The sequence below is a fragment of the Streptomyces sp. NPDC008086 genome (assembly GCF_042957325.1).
In the GTDB taxonomy this organism is placed as follows: Bacteria; Actinomycetota; Actinomycetes; order Streptomycetales; family Streptomycetaceae; genus Streptomyces.
Map to the genome: position 1 here is coordinate 769,679 of NZ_JBIBIA010000002.1, position 19,682 is coordinate 789,360.

Annotated in this window: 18 protein-coding genes, 2 tRNA genes and 1 pseudogene; 9 read left to right on the forward strand and 12 right to left on the reverse strand. The window is 70.3% G+C overall.

Annotated features, from left to right (window positions below):
• Positions 1 to 54: 54 nt before the first annotated feature.
• Positions 55 to 561, reverse strand: coding sequence for an SSI family serine proteinase inhibitor (locus ACFZBP_RS09435; RefSeq protein WP_383449592.1), 507 nt, complete (start codon positions 559 to 561; stop codon positions 55 to 57).
• A 202-nt stretch (positions 562 to 763) separates the two neighbouring features.
• On the opposite strand from ACFZBP_RS09435, the gene ACFZBP_RS09440 reads away from it, so the two are divergent.
• Together ACFZBP_RS09440 and ACFZBP_RS09445 are read left to right on the forward strand one after the other, a co-directional pair.
• A tRNA-Ser gene (locus ACFZBP_RS09440) sits at positions 764 to 854 on the forward strand.
• A gap of 176 nt (positions 855 to 1,030) precedes the next feature.
• Positions 1,031 to 1,103, forward strand: a tRNA-Arg gene (locus ACFZBP_RS09445).
• A 112-nt stretch (positions 1,104 to 1,215) separates the two neighbouring features.
• On the opposite strand, the gene ACFZBP_RS09450 is transcribed toward ACFZBP_RS09445, so the two are convergent.
• Together ACFZBP_RS09450 and ACFZBP_RS09455 are read right to left on the reverse strand one after the other, a co-directional pair.
• Positions 1,216 to 1,530 (reverse strand): hypothetical protein, encoded by a 315-nt coding sequence (locus ACFZBP_RS09450; protein ID WP_391411372.1) that lies wholly within the window; start codon positions 1,528 to 1,530, stop codon positions 1,216 to 1,218.
• Positions 1,531 to 1,685: 155 nt separating this feature from the next.
• Positions 1,686 to 2,078, reverse strand: a complete 393-nt coding sequence (locus ACFZBP_RS09455) for a nuclear transport factor 2 family protein (RefSeq protein ID WP_383449590.1) — start codon at positions 2,076 to 2,078, stop codon at positions 1,686 to 1,688.
• Positions 2,079 to 2,358: 280 nt separating this feature from the next.
• Between ACFZBP_RS09455 and ACFZBP_RS09460 the strand changes: the two genes are divergently transcribed.
• Positions 2,359 to 2,910 carry a YcxB family protein gene (locus tag ACFZBP_RS09460; protein ID WP_391411374.1) on the forward strand — a complete coding sequence of 184 codons (552 nt, stop codon included), beginning with the start codon at positions 2,359 to 2,361 and terminating at the stop codon, positions 2,908 to 2,910.
• A gap of 65 nt (positions 2,911 to 2,975) precedes the next feature.
• On the opposite strand, the gene ACFZBP_RS09465 is transcribed toward ACFZBP_RS09460, so the two are convergent.
• The 5 genes from ACFZBP_RS09465 to ACFZBP_RS09485 all read right to left on the reverse strand — a co-directional run bounded on the left by ACFZBP_RS09465 (position 2,976) and on the right by ACFZBP_RS09485 (position 8,805).
• Complete coding sequence (locus ACFZBP_RS09465) at positions 2,976 to 3,383, reverse strand: DUF6233 domain-containing protein (protein ID WP_391411376.1); 408 nt, start codon at positions 3,381 to 3,383, stop codon at positions 2,976 to 2,978.
• Between the two features lie 33 nt (positions 3,384 to 3,416).
• Positions 3,417 to 3,641: a hypothetical protein gene (locus ACFZBP_RS09470; protein ID WP_383449587.1), complete on the reverse strand. Its 225-nt coding sequence runs from the start codon at positions 3,639 to 3,641 to the stop codon at positions 3,417 to 3,419.
• Between the two features lie 8 nt (positions 3,642 to 3,649).
• Complete coding sequence (locus tag ACFZBP_RS09475; protein ID WP_391411379.1) at positions 3,650 to 4,699, reverse strand: MASE1 domain-containing protein; 1,050 nt, start codon at positions 4,697 to 4,699, stop codon at positions 3,650 to 3,652.
• Complete coding sequence (locus ACFZBP_RS09480; RefSeq protein WP_383449585.1) at positions 4,696 to 5,547, reverse strand: PP2C family protein-serine/threonine phosphatase; 852 nt, start codon at positions 5,545 to 5,547, stop codon at positions 4,696 to 4,698. Before ACFZBP_RS09480 ends, ACFZBP_RS09475 begins: the two co-directional genes overlap by 4 nt.
• A gap of 126 nt (positions 5,548 to 5,673) precedes the next feature.
• A complete protein-coding gene (locus tag ACFZBP_RS09485) occupies positions 5,674 to 8,805 on the reverse strand; it encodes a SpoIIE family protein phosphatase (RefSeq protein ID WP_391411381.1) in 3,132 nt (1,043 codons plus the stop codon).
• Between the two features lie 163 nt (positions 8,806 to 8,968).
• Here ACFZBP_RS09485 and rutA point away from each other — a divergent pair, with 163 nt between their 5' ends.
• Both rutA and ACFZBP_RS09495 read left to right on the forward strand, forming a co-directional pair.
• Positions 8,969 to 10,036: a pyrimidine utilization protein A gene (gene rutA, locus ACFZBP_RS09490; RefSeq protein ID WP_383449583.1), complete on the forward strand. Its 1,068-nt coding sequence runs from the start codon at positions 8,969 to 8,971 to the stop codon at positions 10,034 to 10,036.
• Positions 10,033 to 10,689: an isochorismatase family protein gene (locus ACFZBP_RS09495; RefSeq protein WP_391411384.1), complete on the forward strand. Its 657-nt coding sequence runs from the start codon at positions 10,033 to 10,035 to the stop codon at positions 10,687 to 10,689. The genes rutA and ACFZBP_RS09495 overlap by 4 nt, the downstream gene beginning before the upstream one ends.
• On the opposite strand, the pseudogene ACFZBP_RS09500 reads toward ACFZBP_RS09495, so the two are convergent.
• Positions 10,689 to 11,153 (reverse strand): annotated as a pseudogene (locus ACFZBP_RS09500) (hypothetical protein); the annotation flags it as partial. The gene ACFZBP_RS09495 and the pseudogene ACFZBP_RS09500 overlap by 1 nt on opposite strands.
• Positions 11,154 to 11,447: 294 nt before the next feature.
• Positions 11,448 to 11,933 (reverse strand): MarR family transcriptional regulator, encoded by a 486-nt coding sequence (locus ACFZBP_RS09505; RefSeq protein WP_391411386.1) that lies wholly within the window; start codon positions 11,931 to 11,933, stop codon positions 11,448 to 11,450.
• A 91-nt stretch (positions 11,934 to 12,024) separates the two neighbouring features.
• Between ACFZBP_RS09505 and ACFZBP_RS09510 the strand changes: the two genes are divergently transcribed.
• Positions 12,025 to 12,399 (forward strand): HGxxPAAW family protein, encoded by a 375-nt coding sequence (locus ACFZBP_RS09510; protein WP_391411388.1) that lies wholly within the window; start codon positions 12,025 to 12,027, stop codon positions 12,397 to 12,399.
• Positions 12,400 to 12,514: 115 nt separating this feature from the next.
• The gene (locus ACFZBP_RS09515) at positions 12,515 to 13,402 is read left to right on the forward strand and encodes a DUF2797 domain-containing protein (protein WP_383449581.1); all 888 of its coding nucleotides are present in this window, start codon (positions 12,515 to 12,517) and stop codon (positions 13,400 to 13,402) included.
• Between the two features lie 79 nt (positions 13,403 to 13,481).
• Here ACFZBP_RS09515 and fxsT read toward each other — a convergent pair whose 3' ends face one another.
• Together fxsT and ACFZBP_RS09525 are read right to left on the reverse strand one after the other, a co-directional pair.
• Entirely contained in the window at positions 13,482 to 16,469 is a 2,988-nt protein-coding gene (gene fxsT / locus ACFZBP_RS09520) for an FxSxx-COOH system tetratricopeptide repeat protein (protein WP_391411627.1), read from the reverse strand.
• Between the two features lie 110 nt (positions 16,470 to 16,579).
• Complete coding sequence (locus ACFZBP_RS09525) at positions 16,580 to 16,999, reverse strand: hypothetical protein (RefSeq protein WP_383449580.1); 420 nt, start codon at positions 16,997 to 16,999, stop codon at positions 16,580 to 16,582.
• Positions 17,000 to 17,356: 357 nt separating this feature from the next.
• Between ACFZBP_RS09525 and ACFZBP_RS09530 the strand changes: the two genes are divergently transcribed.
• Together ACFZBP_RS09530 and ACFZBP_RS09535 are read left to right on the forward strand one after the other, a co-directional pair.
• Entirely contained in the window at positions 17,357 to 18,097 is a 741-nt protein-coding gene (locus ACFZBP_RS09530) for a response regulator transcription factor (protein ID WP_185092910.1), read from the forward strand.
• On the forward strand, positions 18,094 to 19,680 hold the full coding sequence (locus tag ACFZBP_RS09535; RefSeq protein ID WP_391411391.1) for an ATP-binding protein: 1,587 nt from the start codon (positions 18,094 to 18,096) through the stop codon (positions 19,678 to 19,680). The genes ACFZBP_RS09530 and ACFZBP_RS09535 overlap by 4 nt, the downstream gene beginning before the upstream one ends.
• Positions 19,681 to 19,682: the final 2 nt, after the last annotated feature.

The following is a 19,682-nucleotide window of genomic DNA, read 5'->3' on the forward strand; positions in this document are numbered from 1 at the left end:
CTGCTTCCCTGACGGGGTGGCTCGACGAGTGGCTCGCCGGGCGGCTCGTCCGCTCTACGGCCGCCCCGTCTGCCGCAGGTCGGGAAGGAGCGGCACCAGCCGGTCCCACCGTGCGATCTCGCACCCGTCACCGCGGTCGAACCGCGCGTCCACGGGCCGCCCGGCCCACGTGCCGGTGACCCGGGCGGTGGCCGCCCCGCCGTACTGCATGGTGCAGAGGCTGCCCTGCGGTACGGGGGCGAAGGTGTCCTTGCCCCACCGGGTACCGCGGTCGAGCGCGGCACAGGCGCCGTCGGCGTCGGGGTGATCGCCCCCGGCCGGATGACAGGACAGCTCGTACGTCCCGTCGGCACCGCCGCCGGCGTCACGGACGGTGACCGTGAGGTGATCGCCGGAGCGGCCGGCGTCCTGGAGGGACGGGGAAGCGAGGGAGAGCGGCGCGGCGTGGGCGTACGCGGCGGGCGCGAGGGCGGTGGAGCCGACGGCGGCGAGGGAACCGGCGGTGACGAGGAGAGCCCGGCGAAGGCGCCCGGCCGCGGCGGAACGGTTGACCTGCAACATGACCTGACTAACGCCGCACGCCCCTGGACGTTGCGCCCACCCCCGGCCCGGTCGCGTTCCGTCCCGACGCCCGGGAAGCGCGCCGGGAAGAGCTTTGCCCTGCGGCCTCCCCGCCTAGTACCGTGGAGGTCGATTGGTGACAGCACGCTCGACTGTGTCATCATCTGCACGCACCACTCGCGCTCGCGCGAGCGGCTGTGCTGGAGGCGTCGCCTAGTCCGGTCTATGGCGCCGCACTGCTAATGCGGTTTGGGTCTTAAAGCCCATCGAGGGTTCAAATCCCTCCGCCTCCGCGCCAGATCACGAAGCCCCGGTCCAGCGGACCGGGGCTTCGTGGTTCTATACGGCTGTTTCCGCAGGTCACAAGGGGTGCGGCAAACGGATTTCACATGGCGGCGGCAGTCATGTAATGTTCTTCCTGTCGCCGCGAGCGGGCCGGAAGGGCCGGGAGCGGCGGAAAACTGAACAAGCACTCGTAGCTTAACGGATAGAGCATCTGACTACGGATCAGAAGGTTGCAGGTTCGAATCCTGCCGAGTGCACATAGGTAAGAGGCCCCGGAGAGATCCGGGGCCTCTTGCGTTTCGGGGCGTACAGCAGTGAAGTGCGGTCTCAGTTTGCGTCCGAAGCGCAGCCCCGGTCTGAGCGGGTGGGTCAGAAGATCGGCGTCTGGGCTTCGACCTCGGCGAGGCCTTCTTCCATGGTCAGCGACGGCAGCACGCGCACGCGGTTCCAGTGAGGGAGGCGGGCCTCCATCAGGAAGCGGTCGACATTCTCGATCTTGTCGGACTGGACGACCGCGACAACCACGTGCTCACGGTTGACGAAGGGACCGGCCACGATGTCGACGCCTGCCTTCTGGGCGAGGTTCGGCATGTCAGGAGCGGTCTTCAGCAGCAGGTCGCGTGTCGTCGCGTTGGCCGTCGGACAGACTTCCGGATCGTGGGTCGCAAGCAGGACGAAATGCATCTCAAGGCTCCTTTCCACTCGAGGACCCTTGATCTCAGGCTAGGCCGCCCGGAAGTGCTCCGCGACCGTGATCCCGGCTCCGACCCCCGGACCGGAGCGACCAACTCTGAGCAACTTGGCCAACCGTCCTTGCAGCAGTCCGCAGCTTGCCGCCGCTACGACCAAAACTCGTCATACGCCCGCTGATTGGCCCACAGGTCCCAGCCCTCGGTGATCCTGCCGTCTCGGATGTGGAAGACGATCACGTAGTCCATGTCGAGTTCCTTGCCTTCACGCGAGGCCGTGGCGTGGAGGAGGGCGACCGTGTGCTCGTCGTTGGCGAGTACATCGTGCAGTCGCGGGCGGTACGTGCCACCTGACATCTGAAATTCCCGTTGGAACAGAGCGAAGGCGGCCTCGCGGCCATGGAAGTCACCCGCCAGCGGGCCTTGGCCCGTGTTGTGCCACACCACGTCGGGGTGGAACACCTCCGCCAGCGCCTCCATGTCGCCTGCCGTGAAGGCGGCCATGGCCCGTTGGAACACGGCGATGTTCGGGTGATCGGTCATCACAGCCTCCTTAGCCTCCGCGAACGTAACCGGAAGCCTGCACGACGTCCGCGGACACACCGGGTCGGCCAGCCCACGGCTACCCACTCGGGCTCAACCAGGGCCATAAGAACCTCCGACGCCTTCGTCCCTGCCGGCCGGGGCGCGTCGCCGGCGCGAAGCGGGCCCCTCATGGCCCGCACCGCGGCCTGTATGACCTTCGATGGCCGATCTGTGGAGAGCTACGGATCAGAAGGTTGCTCCACGGGGCCTTGTCCTCTGCCTCGCTACGATCCTGCTCATGGACACCAGGGGCGGGGCTACCTCACATCAGGACGCGGATCGGGGAACGGCCGTGGAGTTGGTCTACCGGCCGACGGCGGCGGACTTCGAAGAGGCGCTGCGGGCGCGAGCTCGTCGGTCACCGGCGGGGCGGGTCCAGGTACTCATGGCGCCGGTGGCTGGGGTGGTCGCCGTGAGTGTCTTCTCGGTTCTGCGGGATGCTCCGCTGCCCGTGTGGATCGTCTCGCTGGTGCTGACCGTGTCCGTCACCTGCTGGGGCACTCTGCGGGGGCTGCGCACCATGGCCCGCCGGATGTTCAGCATGGTGGAGCCGTACGGGCAGTGCCGGACGGTGGCCGACGACCGTGGTGCGGCCACCGCCGGCGAGCGCGCGTCCTTCAGCATGGAGTGGACGGTGGTCCGGGAGTATCTGGAGACGCCCGGGCTCTTCGTGCTGCTGGCCGGTGACCGGGCGGCCGGAGTGGCGCTCCTGCCCAAGCGGGGCGCTCAGGACCCCGCGGACGTCGACCGGCTCCGGGTGATCCTGGACCGGAACGTGAAGCGGCTCTAGGCGGCTGGGGGGTGTTTCGAAAGTCCCGCACAGCACCAACGGCGCACGGGATTTTCGAAGCACCCTTAGTCCAGGATCCCCAACTCGCTGTCGGGGCGGCAGAACGCGCACGGTTCGATGTTGGGGTCGGTGAGGGCGGCGCGGGCCTCGTGGGGTCTGATCGGGTGGGGGGTGCCCTCGATCATCGTGCAGTCGGTCGTGTGGATCACGGCGGGTTCCGGGCCGTCGGGGGTGCGCTTCTGTTGGACGACGTAGGTCCCGGGGTGGCCGGGCGCGAAGGACGGGAGCGTCGGCCGGCGTCGCTCGGGGGCGGGTGGCGTTCGGGGGGTTTCCTCGGCGCCGGCGAGTGCCGTGCGTACGGCGTCGCTCTGGAGGCGCAGATAGATGCCGACGGTCTCGTTCTCGGCGATCCGGGCCTCGAGGTAGGCCAGGATCGCCCGGAGGCGGCGGGCGTCAGGCGGTAGCGCGGCCATCGCCCGTACCGTCGCCGCGCGCCACGGAGGTCCTCACCTCCAGCTCCTTTCCCCACGGCCCAGGCTCCGCAGCTCCCACCATGCCGCCGGTGTTCTGCCGCGCTCCTGCCAGTAGGGGTGGAAGAGGACCGCGGTCGACAGCTGGTGGAGGCGCCGGCGCAGTTCGGTCCGGCCGGGGCGCTCGGCGAGCTGGTGGTAGGTGTGGCTCCACTGCCGCTGGGCCTGGACCAGGTCGTCGGGGAACGGTCGCGGTCGCATGGCTGAATTCAATCATGTGTTCGATTTTTTGCGCCATCGCGACGCCGTGCCCCCGTGCCCGGGGTGTCCCACGTGGGCGCCGGGGCGGTCGGGCGCACGTCGGGTTGCCGGTCCGGGGTGAGTCGGGACAGGGCTTCGGCGAGGTCGTCGCAGGCCTCCTGGAGGGCCCGGAGGGTCTGGTTGCGTTCGGCGATGATCGCCGAGAGCAGGAGGGCGGTGAGGGCCACGGTGCCGTTGAAGGCCTGCAGGATGACCATCTTGGCCAGGAGGTTGTGGCCGGCGAAGGGGCCCGAGCCGACGGAGCCGGCGTAGATCGCGACGAGGGAGGCGATCAGGGCGCAGGGCGCGGCGCCGAGGAGCTGGAAGCGGAAGGCCGCCCAGATCAGGAAGGGGACGACGAGGAAGAGGAGGTTGAGCGAGGTGCGGGTGGCCACCATGGCGATCGCCGCGGTGCCGCCGAGCAGCAGCAGGAGCTCCGCCCAGCGCCACACGGGCGAGCCGCGGGGCAGCCGGGCCGTGCGGGTGGCCAGCAGGAGCGGCGTGATGAACAGGATTCCCATGGCGTCGCCGGTCCACCACACCGACCAGGTCGGCCAGAAGTCGTCGGCCGACAGCGCGTCGGAGGCCACCAGGACGCCGGTGCCGATCGTCGCGCTGAGCAGCATCCCGAGCAGGGCGCCGAGGAAGACCAGCGCGAGGGCGTCCTGGAGGCGGTCGAGCGCCGTGCGGAATCCGACGCGCCGCAGGAGGAGGCAGGCGCAGATCGGGGCTACGGTGTTGCTCGCGGCGATGGCGAGGACGGGGAGGATCGACGGCCCGAGCGTCACGTTCACCACGAACGCCCCGAGGGCGATGGCCGGCCACATCCGAAGGCCCCACAGCATCAGGGCGACGAGGGCGATGCCGGTGGGCGGCCAGAACGGCGTGACCTGACCGCGTACGAGCTGCTGCTCCAGGCCGAGCTTGGCGCTGCCGTAGTACGCGGCGGTGACGGCGGCCAGCTTCAGGGCCTCGGTGCCGTACCGTCGGAGCCGCGCCTCGGGCGCCACGGCGGTCATCCGGGCTCGCCGCCGCTTCCCGATCGCTCCCCGAGCCTTCCGTGACGCAGGACCAGGACCGCGGCGTCGTCGTTGTGGCCGGTGAGGTCGGCGACCTTGATCACCTCGGCCGCCAGTTCGTCCGGGTCGGCGCAGCAGGCGTCGCCGACCAGTTGGGCCACCTTCTTCATGCCGTCCTCCAGCGGGTACTCGGGGCCCTCCACGACACCGTCGGTGAGCAGTACGAACGCGCCCGCCTCGGTCAGCCGCCGACGGGACGACGGGTAACGCTCACCGGCGTGGATGCCCAGCGGCAGACCGCCGTCGTTCAGGACGATCTCGCAGCGGCCGTCGGCCGTGGCCCACACGGCCGGGACGTGTCCGGCGCGGGCGTCGCAGAGCTCTCCGGTGACGGGGTCGAAACGCAGGAACGAGCAGGTCACGAAGAGTTCGGTGGCCATCGAGACGAGGAGGTCGTTCGTCCTGCCGAGGACCTCCGCCGGGTCCGTGGTGGCGGTCGCGACGGCGCGCAGACAGGTGCGTACCTGCCCCATGAGCGCCGCGGCCTCGACGTCGTGGCCCTGGACGTCCCCGATCGCGAACCCCACCGAACCGTCCGGCATCACGAAGCCGTCGTACCAGTCGCCCCCGATGTCCAGCCCGACCCGTGCGGGCGTGTACCGCCCCGCCGCGCGCAGACACGGCAGCACCGGGAGCTCCGCGGCGAGGACTTGGCGCTGGAGTGCGGCGGCGAGTTCGACGCGGGCCTGCTGGAACTTGATCTGGTCCAGTATCCGGCCGGTGAGGTCCCCGAGCTTCTGCAGCAGCTCTCTGGTGGCACCGACCGAATCGGTGCGGCGGTGGGCCATGGCATCACACTCCGGGTCCGTGCGGAGCGCCGCGCCATGTGCGGCGTTCTCACGGTACTCCCGTGACGGCAAGGTCTCCCTGGGAACGGCCGCGCCGAGGGCGTACGCCGTCCCGCGACGGCGCGCCTAGAACTCCTGGTCCCCCCACGCCAGCGCGTCCAGATCGCCGTCGAAGTCCTCCCCCAGGCCCGCCACGCCCAGGAACATCCCCTCCAGCGGGTCCGGCGCCGTAGGCTGTACGGCCTGTTCCGTCCAGATGCACTTGCCGGTCGGCGTGTACCGCGTGCCCCAGCGCTGCGACAGCGCGGTGACCAGCTGGAGCCCTCGGCCGCCCTCGTCGGTCTCCGTGGCGCGGCGTATCCGCGGCATGGTCAGGCTGCCGTCGAAGACCTCGCAGATCAGGTTGGCGTCGTGCAGGAGGCGCAGGCGCAGGGGGCCCTTGGCGTGGCGGATGACGTTGCCGACGAGTTCGCTGGCCAGGAGCTCGGTGGTGGGGGTGAGGTCCTCCAGGCCCCAGGCCGCGAGCTGCTTGCGGATCAGGCTGCGGGCCTGCCCCGCCGCCCTGGGGTCCTTGGGCAGGGGCCAGGAGGCCATGCGGGAGGCGGGCAGCGCGTGCAGGCGGGCCAGCAGGAAGGCGGCGTCGTCGGCCGCCTGGTGGTCGGCCGGCAGAAGGGCGGAGGTGACCTGCTCGCAGAGGTGTTCGAGCTCCGTCGCGGTGCCGTCCGCGTGGGCGGTGCGCAGCACGTCGGCGAGGGCCGCCATGCCCTCGTCCATCTCGCGCTTGGACGACTCCACCAGGCCGTCGGTGTACAGCACCAGCACGCTGCCCTCGGGGACCGGGATCTCCGTCGTCTCGAAGGGAGGCTCGGCGGCGCCGAGCGGCGGGTCGGCCGACAGGGGCGGGAACACCACCGTGCCGTCGGGGTGCAGCAGGGCAGGCGGCGGGTGGCCCGCCCTGGATATGGAGCAGACGCGGGTCGTGGAGTCGTAGAGCGCGTACAGACAGGTCACGTACGACTCCTCGCCCATGCCGCCGACGATGTCGTTGAGGTGGCTCATGATCTCGTCGGGCGGCAGTTCGAGGTCGGCGAGGGTGTGGACGGCGGTGCGCAGCCGGCCCATCGTCGCCGCCTCCGGCAGGCCGTGGCCCATGACGTCGCCGACGACCAGGGCGACCTGGCCACCGGACAGCGGGATGATGTCGTACCAGTCGCCGCCGACGTCCATGCCCTGCCCGGCCGGGAGGTAGCGGGCGGCGGCCGTGCAGGCGGGCAGGTCGGGCAGGTCGCGGGGGAGCAGGCTGCGCTGGAGCTCGCGGGACCGGGTGTGCTCGGCGTCGAAGAGCCGGGCCCGCTCCAGGGCCTGGGCGACCAGGGCGCTGGTGGCGGTGAGGAGGGTGCGCTCCTCGTCGGTGAGGCGGCGCGGGTGGTCGAAGGTGACCGCGCAGACGCCGAAGGTGTGCCCGGAGGCGGTCAGCGGGAGCAGCGCCCAGGCCTGCTTGCCGGCGCGGGCCGGCAGGTCGGCGAGCTCGGGGTAGCGGGCGGCGAACTCCCGCTGGGAGGACATGAACAGCGGTGTGCCGGCCCGGACCGCGTCCCACAGCGGGCTGGGTTCCGTACGCTCACGGCCGTCGAGGAGGTCGAGGATGTCCTGCGGGTAGCCGACGGATCCGACGGTGTGCAGCCGGTCGCCCTCCACGGCCTGCACCACCAGGCCGGTCGCCTCGAACGGCGGCAGCACCCGGCCGGCGACCGCGTCCACCACGTCCTTCGAGGTGGTCGCCTTGGCCAGCGCTGCCGTCAACTCCGCTATCCGCGCGGCCCGTTCGGTGGCGGCGCGCTCGGCGGCCCGGCGCTCCTCCTCCAGCCGCCGCTTCTCGGTGACGTCGGTGAAGTAGATGGTCCGGCCGTCGGGGCCCGGGACGAACCGGAGGTGGCACAGGCGGCCGCTCGGCAGCCGTACGTCGAAGCTGACCGACTTCTCCGCGGCGGCGGCCTGCCGGCAGCGGATCTCCAGGCCGGGCACCTGCTCGGCGGCCGGCAGGTCCCACAGCAGCCGGCCGAACAGCTCCTCCTCGGAGAAGCCCAGGGTGCGTTCGGCCTCCAGGTTGGCGAAGGTGATCCGCCAGTCGTCGTCCATCGCGAGGAAGCCGTCGCTCATGTGCCGCAGTGCCCGGCCGAGCGCGTCACGGGCGGACCGCGGCTCGTTGCTGTCCCAGCCGACGCCGATCATCCGGTGCGGCTCGCCGTTGTCGTGGTACGTCGCCCTGCCGCGGGCCTGCGTCCAGCCCCAGCTGCCGTCCAGCTTGCGCACCCGGTACTCGGCCTCGAACACGCCGTGCTCCAGGATCGCCCGGTCCACCAGGGCCAGCGTCGGCGCCAGGTCGTCGGGGTGGACGCATCTCATCCAGTTCTCGACCAGGGCGGTGTACTCCTCGGGCCGGGTGCCGTACAGCTCCAGCGCGGCCTCGTCCCAGAGGAGTTCGCCGGTCTGGATGTTCCAGTCCCAGGAGCCGACGCTGACCTCCTTCAGGGCCTGGCGCAGCCGCTCGCCGCTCTGCTCCGGCTGCGCCGGCCGGGAGGGGCCGGCCGTGGGCGGTGCCTGGACCATGCGTTCCTCGGTCCACGCGATGACGGCACGCAGGAACTCCCAGTGCTCGGGGCCCGGTTCACCCTGGTCGCCCATCAGGACGCTGAGCGCTCCGGTGCTGCGTCTGCCCCGGTACATCGGCAGGGCGGCGATGCCGGTGCCGGGCCAGGTGGGGGTTTGGGCGTCGGGGGTGGGGGCGGTCAGGGGACTGGTCGGGGAGGAGCTGGGTGCCCTGGAGCCTTCCCGGGGGCCGGGCGGCGAGCCGGTCGAGGGGTGGGGCGGGGGGACGAAGGAGGACTGGGGCGTAGAACCGGTCCGGGAGCCGGGCACAGAAGCGGTCGGCGAGCCGGACGCGGAGGCGGTTGCGGAACCGGTGGCCCCGGTCACCCCGGCCGCCGCCCCCATGGGGACCCAGACCCCGCCCCCCTCGTGCAGCGCACGGGCCGGAGCCAGCGGCCCCTCCTGGTCGATGATCTCCCAGCTACGGGTCAGGGCGGGCGGCAGTCCGGCCGTCGACACCAGGCGCAGCGCGGACATCGGGCCCCGCAGATGGATCATGCCGCCCAGCGCGCCGAGCTCGCCCACCGCATGCTGCAGGGCCAGCCGGAAGACCTCGCTTTCCGCGACACCGGGGGTCACGGTGCCGAGCAGGGTCAGCCGAGCGTTCATGTTGTGGACCCTACCGTTCCGAACTCGGCCGAATCGATCGTTCGCAAGATCCTCACGCCCCGTCCCCGGGCGGTCGACACGACGTCAACAGCCAATGTCTAACGTCGAGTTGATGTACTCCGCTTAGCATCACCCGGGATCCCCCGACCCGCTGAGGAGTGTCATGGACATCGGCGTATTCATCCCCATCGGCAACAACGGCTGGCTCATATCGAAGAGTTCGCCCCAGTACCTGCCCACCTTCGAGCTGAACAAGGCCATCGTGCAGAAGGCCGAGGAACACGGGCTCGACTTCGCGCTGTCGATGATCAAGCTCAAGGGGTTCGGCGGCGAGACCGAGTTCTGGGACCACTGCCTGGAGTCCTTCACGCTGATGGCGGGCCTGGCGGCGGTGACGGACCGGATCAAGCTGTACGCTTCCACGCCGATCCTGGTCCTCCCGCCGGCGATCGTCGCCCGTATGGCCACGACCGTCGACTCGATCGCCCCCGGCCGCTTCGGCATCAACATCGTCACCGGCTGGGCGCCCGGCGAGTACTCCCAGATGGGGCTGTGGCCCGGCGACGACCACTTCGGCAACCGTTACGACCGGGCCGTCGAGTACGTCACCGTGATGAAGGAGCTGTGGAGCGAGGGCGTCAGCAACTTCAAGGGTGAGTTCTACGAGATGGACGACTGCGTGCTGTCGCCGCGCCCGACGGACGGGCACATCGACATCGTTGCCGCGGGCCAGAGCAACACCGGCATGCGGTTCGCGGCCGAGCACGCCGACTACAACTTCATCCTCGGCAGCGGCGTCAACACGCCGCTGGCGTTCGCCGACACCACGGCCACGCTGGTGGACGCGGCGCGCGAGACCGGCCGGGACGTCGGCGCGATGTCCCTCTTCATGGTCATCGCGGACGAGACCGACGAGGCCGCGCAGGCCAAGTGGCAGGACTACCACGACAACGCCGACCGCGCCGCCCTCGCGTACATGGCGGGCGAATCGGCCTCGGACACCAACGCCGACGACTCCTCGACCGCCCGCACCATCGTGCTGCCCGAGGGCGCGGTGAACTTCAACATGGGCACGCTGGTGGGGTCGTACGAGACCGTCGCGAAGATGCTCGACGAGGTCGCCGAGGTCAACGGCACCAAGGGGATCATGCTGGTCTTCGACGACTTCCTGGACGGCATCGAGAACTTCGGCACGCGCATCCAGCCGCTGATGAAGTGCCGTCAGGCGTGAGCGGGTTACGGCACCGGGAGCCGCCGGAGGACGGCCCGGAGGACGACTACGAGCAGGCCGGATTGGCCGGGCACCTGGCCCCCGGCACCTCCCCCGCCCTGCTCCTGGTCGACCCGGCCCGCGCGTACGTGGACCGCGACTGTCCGCTGTACGCCGGGGTCGAGCCGGCCGTGGAGGCGATGAGGGCGCTGCTGTCGGCGGCCCGGCTAGCGGGGATTCCCGTGGTCGTCACCCGCGTACGGTTCCGGTCCGACGGCCGCGACGGCGGGGTCTTCTTCCGCAAGGTGCCGACGCTGAGGGTGTTCGCCGAGGGCAGCCCGTACGGCGACTTCATCGACGGACTCGCCCCGGCGCCGGACGAGTTGACGGTGACCAAGCAGTACCCGAGCGCCTTCTTCGGCACCTCACTGTCGGCGTACCTCACCGCGAACGGCGTGGACACCCTCCTCATCGCGGGCCTGACCACGAGCGGTTGCGTACGTGCCAGCGCGCTGGACGCCATGCAGCACGGGTTCGTCCCCGTCGTGGCGGAGGAGGCGGTCGGCGACCGGGACGCGGACGTGCATGCGGCGAACCTCTTCGACATCCGGCACAAGATCGGTGAGGTGTGGCCGATGACCCGTGTCGAGGAGTACCTCGGAGCGCGGCACTGAGCCGGGGCCGGGGTGGCGTTCGCCGGGGCCGCCTGCTTCTTCCGTTCGGTGAACACGAACAGCCGCAGCACCAGGAACCGTCCGATGCCGGCCAGCCCGGAGGCGGTGAGGTAGACGGCCTGCTCCCGGAGCAGTGTGGGGGACGGCTGGACCGCGTGCAGTACGAGCATCGCGGCGGTCGTGGCGAGGTAGGCGGCGCCGGCCGACCCGGAGGACTGCAGATGCCGCCGCAGGCCCGGGCGGCGTCCGGTGCCGAAGGTGAACAGAGCGTGCAGCTCGGTGCAGAGGAGGGTGGAGGCGACGGTGACCAGGGCGTTCGCGAGCGCCCAGGGCATCGCGGCGGCCAGGAGGGGAACGGCGGCGCTGGAGAGGAGGCCGACACCGCCGCCGCACACGACGAAGCGGACGAAGGAGGAGAGGGGGCCGGGCGTCGACGGGCTCGGTACCACCGAGTGGCCCGGCATCACCGAGTGGCCCGGTGCCCTTGGGTGGCTCGGTATCGACGGGCGCTGCGACTCCATGACGGTTTCCTTCCAGGCGGGCCTGTCCTCTGAGGGACTCAGCTCATCCCGGCGCGGCTTCAGCGCTGCCTCAGTCGGGCTTCAGCCGGTATCGACGGGGCTTCAGCCCTGAGTCGACCGGTTTCGGCCGGGATCAACCGAGGCCAACGATTCCGCTGTCCGCCTGCGGAAACGATGGAGTGCTCTGCCGGACCGATGGTGGAGCAGACCCCACCATGCGAGGTGGGGTAGCGAGCGTCAGGCCTTGTCCTGCTCGCGGAGTTCGTCGATGTACCCCTGTGCGAGGCCGGTCGTCCGCGTGAACCAGTCCGTGAGTACGGCGATCTCGTCGGTGGAGTAGCCGGCGAAGAGGTCGATCAGGCGGGCGTAGTAGGGGCCGTAGAGGTCCTCGACCCGGGCGACGGCGGCCGGTACGGCGGCCACGCGGACCCGGCGGCGGTCGTCCGGGTCGGGTCGGCGCGTGACGAAGCCGGCGCGTTCCAGCCGGTTGAGGATGCCGGTCATCGCGCCGGTCGTGACGTGGGCGTGTTCCGCGAGGTCGCCCGCCGTGAGGAGGTTCTCGCCGGCCTTCAGGACGCAGCCGAGGCAGAGCAGGTCGGTGATGTTCAGACCCAGCCGCTGGGCCATCTCCTGCTGACCGAGCAGATGGGCCGCGATGAGGGAGTCCATCGCGTCCAGCGCCTGGGCCGGGGTGGCGGTGGGACGCGGCGGCTTGGCTTGCATCTTTTCTTATTGCCTTAGCTCGTGAGAGATTTAGTCTCTAAACTTCTTACATCGTGAGGAAGTTTCGCTGCCTACGGGAGGGAGCAGGCACATGAGCCAGTATGACGAGGGACATACGGTCGCAGGATGGACCGGAACCGCGATCGCGACCATCGGTTCCGCCGTACTGGGGGCAGGGGTGTGCATGGTGTCGGCCCCGCTGATCGCGGGCGGCCTCGGCATCACGGCGGCGAGCGTCCTCGTCACCTGGGCCCTGCACCTGACCGGCTGGGGCAAGCCTCCGGGCGTACGGCCGCGGAGCCAGTGGCGGATGGGGGCACGCGACGTGACCGCGCGGGCCGGGCATGCGGAGTGCTGGGGGTGCCGGCTGGCGGGACGGGGACAGGGGCGGCGTACGGCTGAGGTGGCGGTCGTGGCCCCGGTGGTGGGGGAGCCGGAGGCGGCTGTGGCGGAGGCCGGCCGGTGAGGCCGGTCGTTGGGGTCTGCTGCTGAAGACCGTCGCTGAGGTCGGTCGCTGAAGCCGTCGCTGCTGTCGGCCGCTGGGCGGGCGTTGTCAGTGCCTGCCTCTACGCTCGGGAGCGATGGCACAGGCATGGAGATGCACGGGGCTGCGGTGGTCGGCGGACGGCCCTGAACTGGCGTGGGGCGGCGGTCGGCGCTCCCCGCTGACCTGGGGGAAACGGGTGGCCTTCGCGGTCGCCGAGGGGGGAGTGCGGACCTGCGTGGGAGCACGGGGGCACGCGTGTCCGCTGCGGGCGACCGTGCCGGGGCGCAGTACGGGGGCGCGCTGCGAGGAGTGCGCGCGGCTGGACCGGGCGCACTCGGTCGCCGCCGACACGATCGCGGACGACCCCCGTCCCTACCACGTCTATCTGGCCTGGTTCGGCCCCGGCATGACCAAGGTCGGCATCACCGCTCTCGAACGCGGCTCGGCCCGGCTCCTGGAACAGGGGGCCATCTGCTTCAGCTGGCTCGGCGTCGGTCCGCTGATGGCGGCGCGGCGTACGGAGGAGCTGCTGCGGGCTGCCCTCCGGGTGCCGGACCGCATTCCTTACGCCGACAAGCGGGCGGTGCGCTCCGCGTTGCCGACCTCGGCGGCGGAGCGGGCGGCCGAGGTCGAGGACCTGCACGCCCGCGCAGTCGCGCTGCCGGGCTGGGCCGAGTCCCTCACCCGCGAGCCGTGTCAACCGGTCGACCACGCCGGGGCGTTCGGGCTGACGGATCTGGCGCCCGCCGACGGGGCGGTGACCGAACTTGTCGCGGGCGGGGGGCTGAGCGGGTTGTTGGTGGCGGCTGCGGGGCCGGATCTGCATGTGGAGACCGAGGGTGGGGGAGGGAGGCTGGTCGTGGTTGATACGCGGTTGATGATGGGGTGGGAGCTGGTCCCGGCAAGGGGCGCGGGGGAACTGACCGTTCCGGTACGGGAGTTCGGGGAGCGACGGGTGGGGGTGCAGGACGGGTTGTTCTGAGAGCTGTGCCTCGTGCATGGGTCAGGGCGGAGACTGCGCCCTTGTGATCCGTAGCTTCGTCCAGAGCGGCCGGTGACGGTCATTGCGGTGACTGGCGAAGGTCCGAGAGGGGCTGAGGGCCCGGGTCAGTTGCCGGCGCTGCTGTTGCTGCATCTGATTGCTGTGCGGTCTCGGCGGCTTTGCGGGCTCCTGCGAGGTTGTTGCGGCTGGTCAGGGTGGAGGGGTGAGTCTTGCCGAGTACCTGCTCGCGTTGGGTGAGGGTGGTCTCGTACAGCGGGATGGCGCGGGTCAGGTCCCCCTTCGCTCGGTAGGCGCCAGCGAGGTTGCTGCGGCTGGTCAGCGTCGAGGGGTGGGTGTCGCCGAGTACTTGCTCGCGTTGGGTGAGGGTGGCTTCGTACAGCGGGATGGCGCGTTCTAGGTCCCCTGCGTCCTCGTAGGCGACGGCCAGGTTGTTGCGGCTGGTCAGGGTGGAGGGGTGGGTGTCGCCGAGTACCTGTTCCCGTTGGGTGAGGGTGGCTTCGTACAGCGGGATGGCGCGGGTCAGGTCCCCCTTCGCTCGGTAGGCGCCTGCGAGGTTGTTACGGCTGGTCAGGGTGGCGGGGTGAGTGTCGCCGAGTACCTGTTCCCGTTGGGTGAGGGTGGTCTCGTACAGCGGGATGGCGCGCGTCAGGTTTCCCGCTGCCCTGTGCGCGTCGGCGAGGTTGTTGCAGGTGATCAGGGTGTCGGGGTGGAGGGCGCCCAGCACTTCCTCGGACTGGCGGAGGGTGGCCTCGTACAGGAGGACGGCGCGCTCCAGGTCCCCCGCTGCCCTGTAGGCGTCGGCGAGGTTGTTGCGGATGGTGAGGGTGGAGGGGTGAGTCTCGCCGAGTACCTCCTCGGACTGGTGGAGAGTGGCCTCGTACAGGGGGATGGAGCGCTCCAGGTCCCCTGCCGCCTTGTAGGCACCTGCGAGGCTGCTACGGGTGGTCAGCGTACGAGGGTGAGTTCCGCCGAGCACCTGCTCGCGTTGGGCGAGGGTGGCCTCGTACAGCGAGATGGCACGGTCCAGGTCCCCCGCCGCCCGGTAGCCAGCCGCCAGGTTGTTGCGGTTGATCAGGGTGTCGGGGTGGGTGTCGCCCAGCACTTCCTCGGACTGGCGGAGGGTGGCCTCGTACAGGGGGATGGCGCGCTTCAGATCTCCCGCCGCCCGGTACGCGCCTGCCAGGTTGACACGGGTCGCCAACGTAAGAGCGTGTGTATCCCCGAGCACCTGCTCGCGTTGGGCGAGGGTGGCCTCGAACAACGAAACGGCACGGCCCAGGTCCCCCATCGCCTGGTAGGCAAGGGCGAGGTTGTTACGGCTGGTCAGGGTGGCGGGGTGGGTCTCACCCAACACCTGCTCGCGCTGGGCGAGGGTGGCCTCGAACAGCGGGGTGGCACGGCCCAGATCCCCCGCCGTCATGTAGGCGAGGGCAAGGTTGTTGCGGGAATTCAGGGTGTAGCGGTGGGTGTCGCCCAACTCCTGCTCGCGCAGGGCGAGAGTGGATTCGAAGAGCGGGATGGCACGCTCAAGATCCCCTGCATCCTCGTAAGCGCCGGCCAGGTTGTTACGGCTGATCAGGGTGTCGGGGTGAGTGTTCCCGAGGACCTGCTCCTGCTGGGCGAGGGTGGATTCGAAGAGCCGGATGGCACGGTCCAGATCGCCCGCCTCCATGTAGGCCGTGGCCAGGTTGCTGCGGTTGACGAGGGTGTCGGGATGGGTTTCACCCCACTCCTGCTCGAGCTGGGCAAGGACAGCTGTGCGCAGGGGAATGGAGTGGGCGTCGCGGCCCTGCCGGGCCAGGTACTGGGCGGCAGCGCGGTAGATGCCGGTGGTCTCGGTCGAGGTGGGGCAGCTCGGTGTTGTCGATTCGGCCAGGGCGAAGACATGGGGGAGCAGGCGTTCCCACTGTGTGTTCGCCTCCGATGCAGCATCGCTCCCGTCGGGGACGGCCTGTATCAGAGCCTGTTCGGCCTCCTGCCGACCCAGGGCGACGGGATCAGCGGTGGCGCGGGTGCGTAGGACCATCTGCACCAGGCGGTGCACGGTGATGCCCTGGCGATCGGCGGTGAAGGCGATCATGTTGTAGGCGTGGAGAACGCCCAGCGCGTCGCCCAGTGCGATCGGATCGGTGGCCAGTGTGGCGAGGAGACTCCGGGGGATGTCATCGGGGGCCAGCCATGCGATCGTGTGCAGAACTCTGATGGCCAGCGGATCACGGCCTTCGATCGCGGTCAGAGTATGGAGCCAGATGCGGGCGATCGTGCGTTCCGGGTCGGTGCCGTCTGCCGCTCTGTCGAGGCCCCGTCCCAGCAATTGCCGGTATACCCCCAAAGCGGTACCGGTCTGGTAGAGGTAGGCCCCCGCCTGCTCCAGCGCCAATGGCAGATAGCCGAGTTCGGCAGCCAGGTCGTTGGCCTGCCGTTGCTCCTCCGGCGTGGGTGGCCTCTGTCCGAGGGCGAGTGTGCACAGCAGGTCTGCGGACGCGTCCGGATCCATCACGCCCAGGGCCATGGTCGGAGCTATGGTGTGCCAGCCGGTCGCCTTCCGGCTGGTGGCCAGGTGATGGCCGTCCGCCAGGGTGCCGAGGTAGTGACGCAGGTCGGTCGGGTCCTCGACGTTGTCGAAGACGAGCAGCCAGCCCGGGTGCCACTGCAGCCAGACGATCGCCCACGCCGCACGCTCCTCCACGCCCACGGTCGCCGCCCATTGTGGGCACAGCCTCACTGCCAGCGTGGCCAGACTCGTGACGATCTGTTCGGTGGAATCGGCGGTGATCCACCACACCAGCGTGTACTCCCGCCGGTACTCATGGGCGTAGCGCAGCGCGAGCGAACTCTTCCCGATCCCGCCCAGCCCGTGGATGGCCCGGGTCCGGGACGGGACTTGAGTCACTGCGGCCTCACCCTCCCGGGTCAGCAGGCCTCGGAGCCGCTTCAGTTCACGGTTCCGGCCCACGAACACCCCGGACGCCGAGCCCGGCAGATTCCCGGCCCCGGGCGGCGCGCTCACCTCCCGTGCCCACCGCACCGCCTCCGCCGGCAGCATCACCACCCGGGCGTGATCTCCTGTGATCGCTACCGCGATGCTGCCGGCGGCAGCGACCGACCTGGGGCCCGACGCCTGTGGCCCACCAGGCGTGGACAGCTGATCACTGCTCACGGCCTGTGCGTTGCGTTGTCACCGGTGATCGCAGTACCGATCGTCTGGGCGGCGATGGACCGCTCACCCGACGCGGTCACGGTCACCGGCCCACTGGTGGTCGGCAGCAACTCGACCAGTTCCCGCAACAGCTCGGCGTCCTCGCGTACCGCACGCCTGAGTTGTTGCCGCAGCGCCGCGGCCGCGTCCTCGTCGTCGGTTGCCTCGGCCGCGTCCTGCACAGCCGCCTCTAGTTCGGCACGTCCCTGCTCGTCCCGGCGACGCCACACCGACTGCAGCATTCGGCGTCCCAGGTTCGCCGTCGCGTCGACCGCGGCATTCTCGGTCCGGGTCAACACTCCCGCGCCATAGGCCCCCAGGGCGGCAGTCAGGTACGGGCCGGCCTGCCCCACAAGCTGAACGATCTCCTGACTCATCCCCAACTCCTTGGCCTGCGGCTGTGCTCGTACTGCAAGGGTAGGGAAACGTCACTCCTTGCCAACGGGAAACGCCCGAAGCGGCCGGCTCGGTCCCGGCTGTCCAGCACCGGATGCGATCCGGGGGCTCGCCGAACGAGACGATGCTGAAGGCCCCGATCATGCCGGGGCGGCTCCGGCGAGGTGCGGCGCCACCTGGATCCTCACGGTGACCGGGGCCGCAACGTCGAGCAGGTGCCCTCACTGCTGCCCGTCACGTCACTTCCCAGGCATCCATGAGAACCCCCTGTGTGTTTCTCAGGAAAATCACAGCTTTCAGAAAGCGTGCTCTCAGAGGCCCCCGACATCGTGTCCAGCATGACCACGACCTCGCCCCAGGGGCGCACCGAACTGCTGAGGCCGGACGGGAGCCCCGTCCGCGTGCTTGTGGTGGACGACGAGTTGTCGATCACCGAACTCCTGTCCATGGCCCTGCGTTATGAAGGCTGGCAGATCCGGAGTGCCGGTGACGGCACCGGCGCGGTGCAGACCGCGCGGGAGTTCCGGCCCGACGCCGTCGTCCTGGACATGATGCTGCCGGACATGGACGGGCTGGCCGTCCTCGGCCGGCTGCGCCGCGAACTGCCGGACGTGCCGGTGCTGTTCCTGACGGCCAAGGACGCGGTGGAGGACCGTATCGCCGGGCTCACCGCGGGTGGGGACGACTACGTCACCAAGCCGTTCAGCCTGGAGGAGGTCGTGGCCCGGCTGCGCGGGCTCATCCGGCGGTCCGGGGCGGCCGACCGGCGGTCCGAATCCGTGCTGGTCGTGGGGGACCTCACCCTCGACGAGGACAGCCACGAGGTGTCGCGGGCCGGGGAGAACATCCACCTCACCGCCACCGAGTTCGAGCTGCTGCGGTTCCTGATGCGTAATCCGCGGCGTGTGCTGAGCAAGGCTCAGATACTCGACCGGGTGTGGTCGTACGACTTCGGCGGGCAGGCCAATGTCGTCGAGCTCTACATCTCCTATCTGCGGCGGAAGATCGACGCCGGTCGCGAGCCGATGATCCACACGCGGCGTGGTGCCGGTTATCTCATCAAGCCCGCGGCGTCATGAGCGGGCGACGACGACCGCGTACGCAGAAGAGACGGGCGGGTAAGCCGCGCACACTGCGGGCGCGGCTCGTCGTCGCGTCGGTGGTGCTGATCGCCGTGGTGTGTGCGGTGATCGGTACGGTGACGACGCTGGCCCTGCGTTCGCATTTGTACGAGCAGCTGAACGAACAGGTCAACGACGTCGGCAAGCGTCTGTCGGGACCCATGAAGCCCGGCACCGAGGACGACCCCGACCGGCGGGACAGACTCATCGGCTTCGTCGAAGGACCGGCGCAGCCGAAGACCATCGCCGCCGAGGCCGGCACCAACGGCACGGTCCCCCGGGCCTTCATCGCCGAGGCCTCCAGCGACGACGGTCCCTTCCAGCCGAACTCGGCCGTCGCGCTCACCGACGAGCAGAAGTCCGCCTTCGCGAAGGTGCCCACCACGGGCATGCACACCGTCGAGGTTCCCGGCCTCGGCGAGTACCGGGTGCAGTACGTCCCCGGACCCGATGGAGGCGGTTACTACGTCGCGCTGCCCACCGAGTCGGTCACCACCACCATCAGCACGCTCATCCTCGTGGAGGTGAGCGTCACCGGCGCCGGCCTGGTCGCCGCCGCCATCGCGGGCTCCGTCCTCATCAGCATGGCCACCCGCCCCCTCCGCCGAGTCGCCGCCACCGCCACCCGAGTCTCCGAACTCCCCCTGCACACCGGCGAGGTGAACCTCAGCGAGCGGGTGCCCGAGTCCGAGACCGACCCGCACACCGAGGTCGGGCAGGTCGGCGCCGCGCTCAACCGCATGCTGGACCACGTCCACGGCGCCCTCCACTCCCGCCAGCAGAGCGAGACGCGCGTACGGCAGTTCGTAGCCGACGCCAGTCACGAGCTGAGGACACCCCTCGCCTCCATCCGGGGGTACGCCGAACTGACCCGCCGGGGCAGAGAAGACGTCGGCCCGGACACCAGACACGCCCTCGGGCGGATCGAGTCCGAGGCCGGGCGCATGACCCTTCTCGTCGAGGATCTCCTCCTGCTCGCCCGGCTCGACGCGGGCCGCCCCCTCCAGTTCGAGCAGACCGACCTGATCCCGCTCGTCGTCGACACCATCAGCGACGCCCGCGCCGCCGGCATGGACCACAACTGGCGGCTCGACCTGCCCGACGAACCCGCGCTCGTGTCCGCGGACGCGGCCCGGCTGCAACAGGTGCTGGTCAATCTGCTCGGCAACGCGCGCAACCACACCCCGCCCGGGACCACGGTCACCGCCCGTGTTCAGCGGCGCGGCCCGTGGATGTGCGTGGACGTCGAGGACAACGGGCAGGGCATCCCGGCCGATCTGCTCCCGCACGTCTTCGAACGGTTCGCGCGCGGCGACTCCTCGCGCTCGCGTGCCTCCGGCTCGACTGGCCTCGGCCTGGCCATCGTGCAGGCCGTGGCGACCGCGCACGGCGGTGCCGTGACCGTCGACAGCGTGCCCGGACGGACTGTGTTCACGGTGCATCTGCCGGCGCTGCCCGCGCAGCCGAGCCCCGAAATGAGCTGGCAACAGCACTCACAGGCACAACACAGCGTCACCACATGGGCGGAACAGGGCGCCTGACG

Excerpts from the sequence above, each read along its gene's own strand:
- ACFZBP_RS09455 (WP_383449590.1), bottom strand. The coding sequence starts at position 2,078 with ATGACCGATCACCCGAACATCGCCGTGTTCCAACGGGCCATGGCCGCC.
- ACFZBP_RS09535 (WP_391411391.1), top strand. The coding sequence starts at position 18,094 with ATGAGCGGGCGACGACGACCGCGTACGCAGAAGAGACGGGCGGGTAAG.
- ACFZBP_RS09530 (WP_185092910.1), top strand. The coding sequence starts at position 17,357 with ATGACCACGACCTCGCCCCAGGGGCGCACCGAACTGCTGAGGCCGGAC.
- ACFZBP_RS09465 (WP_391411376.1), bottom strand. The coding sequence starts at position 3,383 with ATGGCCGCGCTACCGCCTGACGCCCGCCGCCTCCGGGCGATCCTGGCC.
- ACFZBP_RS09510 (WP_391411388.1), top strand. The coding sequence starts at position 12,025 with ATGAGCCAGTATGACGAGGGACATACGGTCGCAGGATGGACCGGAACC.
- ACFZBP_RS09505 (WP_391411386.1), bottom strand. The coding sequence starts at position 11,933 with ATGCAAGCCAAGCCGCCGCGTCCCACCGCCACCCCGGCCCAGGCGCTG.
- ACFZBP_RS09485 (WP_391411381.1), bottom strand. The coding sequence starts at position 8,805 with ATGAACGCTCGGCTGACCCTGCTCGGCACCGTGACCCCCGGTGTCGCG.
- ACFZBP_RS09515 (WP_383449581.1), top strand. The coding sequence starts at position 12,515 with ATGGCACAGGCATGGAGATGCACGGGGCTGCGGTGGTCGGCGGACGGC.
- ACFZBP_RS09525 (WP_383449580.1), bottom strand. The coding sequence starts at position 16,999 with ATGAGTCAGGAGATCGTTCAGCTTGTGGGGCAGGCCGGCCCGTACCTG.
- fxsT (WP_391411627.1), bottom strand. The coding sequence starts at position 16,469 with ATGCTGCCGGCGGAGGCGGTGCGGTGGGCACGGGAGGTGAGCGCGCCG.
- ACFZBP_RS09435 (WP_383449592.1), bottom strand. The coding sequence starts at position 561 with ATGTTGCAGGTCAACCGTTCCGCCGCGGCCGGGCGCCTTCGCCGGGCT.
- ACFZBP_RS09475 (WP_391411379.1), bottom strand. The coding sequence starts at position 4,699 with ATGACCGCCGTGGCGCCCGAGGCGCGGCTCCGACGGTACGGCACCGAG.
- rutA (WP_383449583.1), top strand. The coding sequence starts at position 8,969 with ATGGACATCGGCGTATTCATCCCCATCGGCAACAACGGCTGGCTCATA.
- ACFZBP_RS09480 (WP_383449585.1), bottom strand. The coding sequence starts at position 5,547 with ATGGCCCACCGCCGCACCGATTCGGTCGGTGCCACCAGAGAGCTGCTG.
- ACFZBP_RS09460 (WP_391411374.1), top strand. The coding sequence starts at position 2,359 with ATGGACACCAGGGGCGGGGCTACCTCACATCAGGACGCGGATCGGGGA.
- ACFZBP_RS09470 (WP_383449587.1), bottom strand. The coding sequence starts at position 3,641 with ATGCGACCGCGACCGTTCCCCGACGACCTGGTCCAGGCCCAGCGGCAG.
- ACFZBP_RS09450 (WP_391411372.1), bottom strand. The coding sequence starts at position 1,530 with ATGCATTTCGTCCTGCTTGCGACCCACGATCCGGAAGTCTGTCCGACG.